Origin of the sequence: Caldimonas sp. (genome assembly GCF_046289365.1) — a bacterium.
Lineage (GTDB): Bacteria > Pseudomonadota > Gammaproteobacteria > Burkholderiales > Burkholderiaceae_C > Caldimonas.
Genome location: NZ_JBKBVU010000123.1, coordinates 1 through 9,718, shown reverse-complemented (window position 1 = coordinate 9,718; position 9,718 = coordinate 1). Strand labels below are relative to the sequence as shown.

Here is a 9,718-nt window from a genome sequence, read left to right as displayed (position 1 = left end):
CCTGGTGGGCGATCCAGGCGGCTTGCAGCGGATGCGGGGCCTGCGGCGTGCCCAGGCCCTCGATGGTCTGGATGGACCGCCCGGCCACCGAGGCCAGTGGCGTGACGCACGAGCGCACTGCCCGGCCGTCCACCCGCACGGTGCAGGCCCCGCAGGCGGCGATGCCGCAGCCGAACTTCGTGCCGGTGAGCTGCAGCACATCGCGCAGCACCCACAGCAGGGGCATCGACGGATCCGTGGCCTCGTCGGGCACGGTGTGGGGGCGGCCATTGATCTGCAGCTGCATGAGGAATTCAGCGAAAGCTCAGAGGTTCAGGGATTGTGACCCGGAATCGGGCGCTTCCGTTTTCTGGGCGCTCCATGGCATGGGCACAGCTCTTGCGTACACAACGGTGCAACGTCTTGTGCAACCTTTGAGGAGTGAACACATCATGAAGTTGTCTTCCCGTCATGCCGCCCGGCTCGGCGCGGCCGTGGCCTTCGGCATGGGCGCCTGTGCGGGCGCACAGGCCCAGTCGTCCGTCCAACTGTACGGCTTGATCGACATGGCCGTCGGGTCCTACGAAACCAGCGGAAGCCCGCGCCTGGGCCGGGTCGAGTCCGGCGGAATGACCACGAGCTACATCGGCTTCAGCGGCAAGGAGGACCTGGGCGGCGGTCTGGCGGTCCACTTTGCGCTGGACCACTTTCTGCGGGCTGACACCGGAGAGGCAGCGCGCTTCAACGGCGACACCTTCTGGGCCCGCAATGCGAACGTGGGCCTGAGCGGCAGTTTCGGGACCGTCACGCTGGGACGGCGGTCCACGCCGATGTTCGTCTCGACGCTGCTGTTCAACCCCTTCGGTGACTCCTTCGGCTTCTCGCCGGCCATCCGCAGCTACTACGGCGGCACGGGCACGCTGGCGGGCGACTCGGGCTGGAGCAATGGCATCACCTATGCCTCGCCGCGCTTGGGCGGCCTGAGCGCCACCGTCACCTACGCCCTGGACGAGACGCCCGGCGCGCGCGATGCCAACATCGGCGGCAACGTGCTGTATTTCGCCGGCTCGCTCGGGCTGAGCATCTCGGCGCAGCGTGTCCAGGCCGTGTTCGACAGCGGCGACGAGACGGCCGTGCAGCTGGGTGCCAGCTACACGATCGGTGCGGCCAAGCTGTTCGGGCAGTACGGTCAGATCCGCGAAGACCAGGGTGCGGTGGACAGCAAGGACAAGATCTTCCAGCTCGGCGCGTCCTACAAGATCGGCGAAGGCGCGGTGCTGGCCTCCTACGGCTCGCGCAAAACCACCGGCACCACCGAGTCGAAGCGTGACATCGCCAGCCTGGGCTACGACCACTTCCTGTCCAAGCGCACCGACGTCTACGCGGTCTACATGTACGACAAGATCCGCGACACCGACAGCGGCAACACGGTGGCCTTCGGCATCCGCCACCGCTTCTGAGCTTTTGTCAGGACCGGGTCAGCCTCGGCAGGGGCTGCCCGTCCACAAAGGCGATCAGCTCTCCCGGCGCAAAAGCGGTCCAGGCCTCGTCGCAGGTGAGCGGCTCCGTCACGATCACGGCCACCCGGTCCTGGGGCGATGCCAGCTCGGCGAAGTTCACGCTCAGGTCCTCGTCCTGCAGCCGGGCCGCTCGGAAGGGGTGCTCGCGCACGAGGTAGTGCAGGCGCGTCGAGCAGTGGGCCCACAGCGCATGTCCATTGCTCAGCATGAAGTTGAACGTGCCGTGCCGCGCGACCTGAGGCACCAGTTCGGCCAGGGTCTCGGTGAGCTGGGCCGGCGTGGGCACCATCGCATGGTTCTTGGCCAGCTCCTGCATCAGCCAGCAAAAGGCAGCCTCGCTGTCGGTGTCGCCCACCGGCCGGAAGGCCGCATGCAGGCGGGGGACAAAGCCCTGCAGGTCGCCGTTGTGGGCGAACACCCAGTAGCGTCCCCAGAGTTCTCGCACGAAGGGGTGGCAGTTCTCCAGCCGCACGTCGCCTTGGGTGGCTTTGCGGATGTGGGCGATCACGTTCGTGCTGCGAATCGGGTAGCGACGCACCAGCTCGGCCACAGGCGAGTGCAGGGCGGCTTGCGGGTCCACGAAGAGCCGCACGCCCTTGCCTTCGAAAAAGGCGATGCCGAAGCCGTCGGCATGCTCGCGCGAGCGCGTGGCGAAGCCCGTGAAGCTGAACACGATGTCGGTGGGGGTGTTGCAGTTCATGCCGAGCAACTGGCACATGGGACGATGCGGCGAAGAAGACCTCGACCCCCGCATTGTGCCCCCCCGGAGGCGGGACCACAGACCCGGCTGTGGCCACGCCTCAACGCCAACCCGTCTCAGCTGGCAGCGCCGGCCTTGACGCGCAAGCGCCAAGCATGCAGCAGCGGCTCGGTGTAGCCGCTGGGCTGCTCCACGCCCTTGAAGACCAGATCCAGGGCAGCCTGGAAGGCGGCGCCCTCGGGGTGGGCCACCAGGCTCTTGTAGGCGGGGTCGCCGGCGTTTTGACGGTCCACCACCGCGGCCATGCGGGCGAAGGTCTCACGCACCTGGGCCTCGCTCACGACGCCGTGCAGCAGCCAGTTGGCGATGTGCTGGCTGGAGATGCGCAGCGTCGCACGGTCTTCCATCAGGCCCACATTGTGGATGTCGGGCACCTTGGAGCAGCCCACGCCCTGGTCGATCCAGCGCACCACGTAGCCCAGGATGCCCTGCACGTTGTTGTCGAGCTCCTGCTGCTTCTCGGCGGCGGACCAGTTCGGGCTCGGGGCCACCGGCACTTGCAGCAAGTCGTTCAGGATCGCATCGCGTTGCGCATCGGCGTCGATGTTTTCCAGCTCGCGCTGGACCGCCGCCACGTCCACCTGGTGGTAGTGCAGCGCATGCAGCGTGGCGGCGGTGGGCGAGGGCACCCAGGCGGTGTTGGCGCCAGCCTTGGGGTGGGCGATCTTCTGTTCGAGCATCGCGGCCATCAGGTCGGGCATGGCCCACATGCCCTTGCCGATCTGGGCGCGCCCGCGCAGGCCGCACTTCAGGCCCACCAGCACGTTGTTGCGCTCGTAGGCGGCGATCCACTTCGTGGTCTTCATGTCGCCCTTGCGCAGCATGGGGCCGGCGCGCATGGCGGTGTGGATCTCGTCGCCGGTGCGGTCGAGGAAGCCGGTGTTGATGAAAGCCACGCGGCTGGCCGCCGCGGCGATGCAGGCCTTCAGGTTCACGCTGGTGCGGCGCTCCTCGTCCATGATGCCCAGCTTGACGGTGCTGTCGGGCAGGCCCAGCAGTTGCTCGACGCGGCCGAACAGCTCGCTGGCGAAGGCCACCTCGGCCGGGCCGTGCATCTTGGGCTTGACGATGTAGACGCTGCCGGTGCGCGAATTGCGCAACCCGCCCTGGCGCTGCAGGTCGACGAGCGCGATGGTGGTCGTGATCACCGCGTCCATGATCCCTTCCGGGATTTCCTTACCGCCGTCGTACAGGATGGCCGGGTTGGTCATCAGGTGACCCACGTTGCGCACGAACAGCAGTGAGCGGCCATGCAGCACCACCGGTCGGCCGTCGGGCCCGGTGTACTCGCGGTCGGGGTTCATGCGGCGCGTGAAGGTCTTGCCGCCCTTGGAGACCTCCTCGGTCAGCGTGCCTTGCAGGATGCCCAGCCAGTTGCGGTAGCCGGCCACCTTGTCGGCCGCATCCACCGCGGCCACCGAGTCCTCCAGGTCCAGGATGGTCGACAGCGCGGACTCCAGCACCACATCGGCCACGCCGGCCGGATCGGTGGCGCCGATGGCGCTGTGGCGGTCGATGCGGATCTCCACGTGCAGGCCGTGGTGGCGCAGCAGCACGGCCGAGGGGGCGAGCGGCTCGCCCTGGTAGCCGACGAACTGGGCCGGGTCTTGCAGGCCGGTGCTGCCGCTGCGCAGCGTCACACGCAACTGGCCGCCTTCGACGCGGTAGCCGGTGGCGTCCTTGTGCGAGCCCTGGGCCAGCGGCGCGGCCTGGTCGAGGAAGTTGCGCGCGAATGCGATCACCTTGGCGCCGCGCACCGGGTTGTAACCCGTGCCCTTTTCGGCACCGTCGGTCTCGGGGATGGCGTCGGTGCCGTACAGCGCGTCATACAGCGAGCCCCAGCGCGCGTTGGCGGCGTTGAGCGCATAGCGGGCGTTCAGGATGGGCACCACCAGCTGCGGCCCGGCCTGCACGGCCAGCTCGTCGTCCACGTTGGCCGTGGTGGCCTGCACGTGCGCAGGCTGGGGCAGCAGGTAGCCGATGCGCTCCAGGAAGGCGCGGTAAGCCGGCAGATCGGTGATCGGGCCGGGGTGGGCGGCATGCCAGGCGTCGAGCTCGGCCTGCAGGCGGTCGCGCTCGGCCAGCAGCGCCGCATTCTTCGGGGCCAGATCGTGCACGATCGCATCGAAGCCGGCCCAGAAGGCGCGGCTGTCCACCCCGGTGGCCGGCAGCACCTGGTCTTCGATGAATCGGTACAACTCGGTGGCGACTTGCAGTCGATGGACGGTGGTGCGGTTGCTCATGGGTCGTGTCCTCGGATGAAAGAAGAAGGGGATCGGGCCGGGCGGCTCAGGGGCGGGCGGGGCGGGGCGCCACACCGTCGACCAGGGCCAGCAGCTCGCGCAGGTGGCGGCCCTCGTAGCTGGGGGCGGTGCCCAGTTCCTCCGGCGCTGCGCCGCTGCGGTTGAGCCAGAAGGTGGTGTAGCCGAACCAGGTGGCGCCCACTGCATCCCAGCCGTTGCTGGAGACGAACAACACCTGGCGGGGCGTCAGCGTGGGCTGGCGGCGACGCAGCACCTCCAGGCCCAAGGCATAGACGCGCGGGTCGGGCTTGAAGCAGCGCACCGGCTCGACGCTGATGACATGGTCGAGCACGTCAGCCAGACCGGCGCTCTTGACGGCCACCTCCAGCATCGCCGGGTCGCCGTTGCTCAGGATGCCGGTGGGCAGCCCCCGGGCGCGCAGGGCCCGCAGCGTCTCGCGGTTTTCGGGGAAGGCGCTGAGGTGGCGGTACTGGTTCATCAGCCGCTCCTCGCGTTCGCGCGACAGCGGCAGCCCCAGGCGCGCACAGGCGTGGCGCAGCCCGTCGCGCGTGAGCTCCCAGAAGGGCCGGTAGCGCGCGCCCTGTGCATCGGCCATGCTCACCAGCCGGGTGTATTCGATCTGCTTGTCGCGCCACAGCGCGGCCAGGGCCTCGCCACGGCCGGGGAAGAGCTGCTCGGCCACCAGCGCCACGCTGTACACGTCGAACAGCGTGCCGTAGGCGTCGAAAAGCACGGCCTGGAAAGGCAAGGGGGAGGTGGCCATGAGTGGCACTGTATTCAAACCAGACTCAACAATTAATCCCCGAAAAATCGCTTGATCTTTGACTTTTCGAGGCGTAGTCTGGCGGATGATTTGTGACGAATCCGTCATGGATAGACTCAAACAGATCGAATCTTTTGTCCAGGTGGCCACCAAAGGCAGCCTGACGGCGGCGGCCAACCTCGAAGGGGTGGCGCCGGCCGTGATCGGCCGGCGCATCGATGCGTTGGAGGCCCGGCTGGGCGTGAAGCTGCTGGTGCGCACGACACGGCGCATCAGCCTCACGCACGAGGGCAGTGCCTTCCTGGAGGACTGCCAGCGCCTGCTCACCGACCTGGCCAACGCCGAGGCGAGCGTCTCGGCCGGCGGCGTCAAGGCCAGTGGGCACCTGCGCGTGACCGCGCCGGCCGGCTTCGGGCGCCGCCATGTGGCCCCGCTGGTGCCGCGCTTCCTGCAACTGCACCCCGAGGTCTCGCTGTCGCTGAACCTGTCCGACCGGGTGGTGGACATCGTCAACGAGGGGTTCGACTGCGCGGTGCGCGTGGGCGACCTGCCCGACTCCAGCCTGGTGAGCCTGCGCCTGGCCGACAACCGCCGCCTGTGCGTGGCCTCGCCGGCCTACCTCCAGCGCCGGCCCGCGCCGCAGCATCCGTCCGAGCTGAGCCAGCACGACTGCCTCACCCTCAGTTCGGATGCCAGCCAGACGCGCGGCTGGGCCTTCACGGTGGACGGGGCGCTCGTCCACGTGCGGCCTCCCTCGCGCGTGGACTGCTCCGACGGCCAGGTGCTGCACGAGTGGTGCCTGGCCGGCCTGGGCCTGGCCTGGCGCTCGACCTGGGAGGTGGAGGGCGACATCGCCGCCGGCCGCCTGGTGAGCGTACTCGACGACTTCGCTGCCCCGCCCAATGGCATCTATGCCGTCTTCGCGCAGCGCAAGCACCTGCCGCTGCGCGTGCGGCTGTGGATCGACTTCCTCAAGCACACCTATGGCGATGCGGCCTACTGGCGTCCGCCCGCGCCCGCCCAGACCCCTCAGGAGCCCTGACGATGCTGCTCGAAGCCCTGCTGGCCTATGCCCACATCGCCGCCATCCTCGGCCTGGTCGTGTTCATGACCAGCCAGGCCGCGCTGTGCCGTGTGGAGTGGATGAACGCCGCGGTGGTGCACCGCCTGGGCCGGCTGGACCGCCTGACCGACGCGGCGGCCCTGAGCGTGCTGGCCACCGGGCTGGCGCGGGCCTGGTGGGGCGCGAAGGGCTGGGACTGGGCCTGGGCGCAGCCGCTGCTGCACCTGAAGCTCACCGTCTTTGTCGCCATCGGCCTGATGGCCATCCCGCCGGCGCGGGCCTACCGCCGCTGGCGCGCGGCGCTGGCGGCCGGCCAGGGGCTCCCCCCGGAAGGGGAAGTGCGCCAGGCGCGCCGCTGGGTCATGATCCAGGCCCATGCGCTGTTGCTGCTGCCGCTGGCAGGCGCCTTGCTGGCGCGCGGGGTCTGGACGCGCTGATCAGTCCTTCCTGAGGCAGTTGCTCATGAAGGCCTTGCGCTCGTCGCCCTTCAGATCCCCGGCCTGCGTGTTGCAGGCCTTCATCTTGTCCTGTTGGGCCTTGCGCTTGTCGGTCAGGCAGTCCTTCATGAAGGCCTTGCGTTCCTCGCCCTTGAGGTCGGCGGCCTTCTGGTTGCACTCGGCCATGCGGGTCTGCTGGCGGGTGGGCTCCTTGGCTTGCTGGGCCAGGCAGGCACTGGCCGCCAGGGCCAGGGTGGCGGCGATCAGGAGGTTCTTCATGACAGGGGTCTCCAGGTGTGGAAGAAACGGCATCACAGGATGCGCTGAGGGTGTGACAAGGCTTCGTGCGCCGCATGCAGACGGCGCACCAGCACCGCGATGAAGGCCTCGTTGAAGCGGTCGCGGCAGGCCAGGCTCATGCGGCGCAGGCTCTCGGGCGTGAAGGCGATCGTGGTGGCCGGCTCGGTCACGACCACGTCGGCGGTGCGCAGCCGCGGCTCCTTGCTGGGCGCGAGATACGCCATCTCGCCCACGGTGGAGCCCGCCCCGAGGGATTCGACGCGCAGCCCGTCGCGCAGCACATCCACGGCCCCCTGCGCGATCACGTGGAAGTCGCGCCCGCGCTCGCCGCGCGACATCAGCTTGTGGCCGAAGCCGAAGCGCTGCCAGCGGGCCTGGTGCACCACCTCCCACAGCTCGACGTCATCGAAGTGGCGGAAGAAGTCCAGCGAGCGCAGCAGGCTGAAGCGTTCGGAATCGAGCACGGCCTGGAGGTTGCCGCGCGGCACCTGGCGGCTGGCGATCAAGCCGGCCAGCGCATGGGCGAAGTCGTCCCAGTGGTCGTAGCGGTCGGCCGCAGCCTTGTTCAGCGCGCGCAGGATCACCTCGTCCACCGCGGTGGACACGCCCTGGCGGCGCTCGCTGGGCGCCACCACCGGCCCGTACAGCACCTGCTGGATCATCTCGCCCTGCGAGCGGGCCTCCACCGGCGGGTGGCCGGTGATCAGGTGGTAGAGCACCGCAGCCAGGGAATACATGTCCGATTGGGCGCTCAGCGGCGCCCCGTCGATCTGCTCGGGCGACATGTAGGCCAGCGAGCCCACGCGGTGCACCTGGGTGGTGTCGGCCTGCAGGTGCAGCACGCTGCCGAAATCGGTGAGCTTCACGTCGGTGATCTGACCGGCGCTGGTCACCGCCAGGATGTTGGCCGGCTTGATGTCGCGGTGGATCAGCCCCTGGCGGAAGACGTAGCCCAGCGCCATCGCGCACTTGAAGCCGATCTCGACGATGAGCTCCAGCGGCAGCAACTGGTCGGCCCGGCAATACGGCTTGAGCGTGGTGCCCTCGACATACTCCATCACCAGGTAGGGCTCCTCGGGCCCGTCCACCGCATCGAACAGCTGCACGATGTGGGGGTGGTGCAGCCGACCGACCAGCGAGGCTTCGGCGGCGAAAAAGCGCGAGTAGTAGCGCCCGTCCACCGGGTCGCGCAGCGCGGCAGGGCGCACCCGCTTGACGGCCACGTCGCGGTCGTGGAAGGCGTCGCGACACAGGAAGACCTCGCTGGTGGCGCCCTCGCCGAGCTTGCGCACCACCCGGTACTCGCCGATGTGGGCGGGCAGGCCGGCCGGCGGCCCGGCGGGCGTCTTGTCGGTGGGGGCAGGCGGGGGCGTCATGACCTGCGCATCATTTCATCGCGACCGGCGCCGCGCAAGCCGGGGCCGCCGCAGATGTATCGAACTGTGTCCACCTGCGGGGGCGGCCCGGGCGGGGCGCAACCGTAAAATCCCCGGATGATCCGCGCCAAGCAAGAACTCCTGGACGACCTGGCCGCCGAACTGGCGGCCCTGGCCCCCGACGCCGCTGCGGTGGCCGCCTTCGAAAGCCCCAAGCAGGCCGCACATGGTGATCTGGCGATCACCTGCGCGATGCAGCTCGCCCGAGCGCTGAAGAAGAACCCGCGCGAGCTGGCGCAGGCCCTGGTGGACGGCCTGCGCCGGCGCGAGGCCTTCGAGCGCTGGGTCGACAGCCTGGAGGTTGCCGGTCCGGGCTTCATCAATCTGCGCCTCAAGCCCGCGGCCAAGCAGGCCGTGGTGGCCGACATCCTGGCCAGTGGCGAGGCCTACGGGCGCCAGGCCGCCACCGGCCGGCATGTGATGGTGGAGTTCGTCTCGGCCAACCCCACCGGGCCGCTGCACGTCGGCCATGGCCGTCAGGCCGCGCTCGGCGATGCGATCTGCCGCCTGTTCGAGACCCAGGGCGACCAGGTCACGCGCGAGTTCTACTACAACGACGCGGGCGTGCAGATCCAGACGTTGGCGATCTCCACCCAATGCCGCATCAAGGGGCTCAAGCCCGGCGACCCCGGCTGGCCCGAGTCGGCCTACAACGGCGAGTACATCGCCGACATCGCCGCCGACTTCCTGGCCAAGAAGACCGTCAAGGCCGACGACCGCGAGTTCACCGCCTCGGGCGACCCGGACGACCTCGACGGCATCCGTCAGTTCGCGGTGGCCTACCTGCGCCACGAGCAGGACCTGGATCTGCAGGCCTTCGGCGTGAAGTTCGACAACTATTACCTGGAGTCGAGCCTGTACACCAGTGGGCGCGTCGAGCGCACCGTGCAGCGCCTCATCGAGGCAGGCAAGACCTACGAACGCGACGGCGCCCTGTGGCTGCGCACCACCGACTACGGTGACGACAAGGACCGCGTGATGCGCAAGTCCGACGGCACCTACACCTACTTCGTGCCCGATGTGGCCTACCACATCGCCAAGTGGGAGCGGGGCTACACCAAGGTCATCAACATCCAGGGCTCCGACCACCACGGCACGATCGCTCGCGTGCGCGCCGGCCTGCAGGCCGCCGGGGTGGGCATCCCCGAGGGCTATCCGGACTACGTGCTGCACAAGATGGTCACTGTGATGCGCGG

Annotated in this window: 10 protein-coding genes; 4 read left to right on the top strand and 6 right to left on the bottom strand. The window is 69.0% G+C overall.

Annotated elements, in window-relative coordinates:
• Positions 1-286: (2Fe-2S)-binding protein (locus ACK42S_RS12235; protein WP_409707713.1), on the bottom strand; the 286-nt coding region annotated here is incomplete at its 3' end.
• 145 nt (positions 287-431) lie between these two features.
• Between ACK42S_RS12235 and ACK42S_RS12230 the strand changes: the two genes are divergently transcribed.
• The gene (locus tag ACK42S_RS12230) at positions 432-1,439 is read left to right on the top strand and encodes a porin (protein ID WP_409707710.1); all 1,008 of its coding nucleotides are present in this window, start codon (positions 432-434) and stop codon (positions 1,437-1,439) included.
• A gap of 7 nt (positions 1,440-1,446) precedes the next feature.
• Here ACK42S_RS12230 and ACK42S_RS12225 read toward each other — a convergent pair whose 3' ends face one another.
• The 3 genes from ACK42S_RS12225 to ACK42S_RS12215 form a co-directional block, all read right to left on the bottom strand.
• Positions 1,447-2,217, bottom strand: coding sequence for a class II glutamine amidotransferase (locus tag ACK42S_RS12225; protein WP_409707707.1), 771 nt, complete (start codon positions 2,215-2,217; stop codon positions 1,447-1,449).
• Positions 2,218-2,315: 98 nt separating this feature from the next.
• Entirely contained in the window at positions 2,316-4,502 is a 2,187-nt protein-coding gene (locus ACK42S_RS12220; RefSeq protein WP_409707704.1) for a malate synthase G, read from the bottom strand.
• A gap of 46 nt (positions 4,503-4,548) precedes the next feature.
• The gene (locus ACK42S_RS12215) at positions 4,549-5,286 is read right to left on the bottom strand and encodes a haloacid dehalogenase type II (RefSeq protein ID WP_409707701.1); all 738 of its coding nucleotides are present in this window, start codon (positions 5,284-5,286) and stop codon (positions 4,549-4,551) included.
• Between the two features lie 106 nt (positions 5,287-5,392).
• Here ACK42S_RS12215 and ACK42S_RS12210 point away from each other — a divergent pair, with 106 nt between their 5' ends.
• Both ACK42S_RS12210 and ACK42S_RS12205 read left to right on the top strand, forming a co-directional pair.
• The gene (locus ACK42S_RS12210; protein WP_409707698.1) at positions 5,393-6,328 is read left to right on the top strand and encodes a LysR family transcriptional regulator; all 936 of its coding nucleotides are present in this window, start codon (positions 5,393-5,395) and stop codon (positions 6,326-6,328) included.
• Positions 6,329-6,330: 2 nt separating this feature from the next.
• Positions 6,331-6,786: a DUF2214 family protein gene (locus tag ACK42S_RS12205; RefSeq protein ID WP_409707695.1), complete on the top strand. Its 456-nt coding sequence runs from the start codon at positions 6,331-6,333 to the stop codon at positions 6,784-6,786.
• Here the strand turns inward: ACK42S_RS12205 and ACK42S_RS12200 are convergent, their stop codons facing one another.
• On the bottom strand, positions 6,787-7,065 hold the full coding sequence (locus ACK42S_RS12200) for a PsiF family protein (RefSeq protein ID WP_409707692.1): 279 nt from the start codon (positions 7,063-7,065) through the stop codon (positions 6,787-6,789).
• Between the two features lie 32 nt (positions 7,066-7,097).
• On the bottom strand, positions 7,098-8,462 hold the full coding sequence (locus ACK42S_RS12195; protein WP_409707689.1) for a serine/threonine-protein kinase: 1,365 nt from the start codon (positions 8,460-8,462) through the stop codon (positions 7,098-7,100).
• A 117-nt stretch (positions 8,463-8,579) separates the two neighbouring features.
• On the opposite strand from ACK42S_RS12195, the gene ACK42S_RS12190 reads away from it, so the two are divergent.
• Positions 8,580-9,718: arginine--tRNA ligase (locus ACK42S_RS12190; protein ID WP_409707686.1), on the top strand; the 1,139-nt coding region annotated here is incomplete at its 3' end.

Bases quoted from the DNA above. Each gene is read 5' to 3' on its own strand.
- ACK42S_RS12195 (WP_409707689.1), bottom strand. From the start codon at position 8,462: ATGACGCCCCCGCCTGCCCCCACCGACAAGACGCCCGCCGGGCCGCCG.
- ACK42S_RS12225 (WP_409707707.1), bottom strand. From the start codon at position 2,217: ATGTGCCAGTTGCTCGGCATGAACTGCAACACCCCCACCGACATCGTG.
- ACK42S_RS12230 (WP_409707710.1), top strand. From the start codon at position 432: ATGAAGTTGTCTTCCCGTCATGCCGCCCGGCTCGGCGCGGCCGTGGCC.
- ACK42S_RS12215 (WP_409707701.1), bottom strand. From the start codon at position 5,286: ATGGCCACCTCCCCCTTGCCTTTCCAGGCCGTGCTTTTCGACGCCTAC.
- ACK42S_RS12205 (WP_409707695.1), top strand. From the start codon at position 6,331: ATGCTGCTCGAAGCCCTGCTGGCCTATGCCCACATCGCCGCCATCCTC.
- ACK42S_RS12220 (WP_409707704.1), bottom strand. From the start codon at position 4,502: ATGAGCAACCGCACCACCGTCCATCGACTGCAAGTCGCCACCGAGTTG.
- ACK42S_RS12200 (WP_409707692.1), bottom strand. From the start codon at position 7,065: ATGAAGAACCTCCTGATCGCCGCCACCCTGGCCCTGGCGGCCAGTGCC.
- ACK42S_RS12210 (WP_409707698.1), top strand. From the start codon at position 5,393: ATGGATAGACTCAAACAGATCGAATCTTTTGTCCAGGTGGCCACCAAA.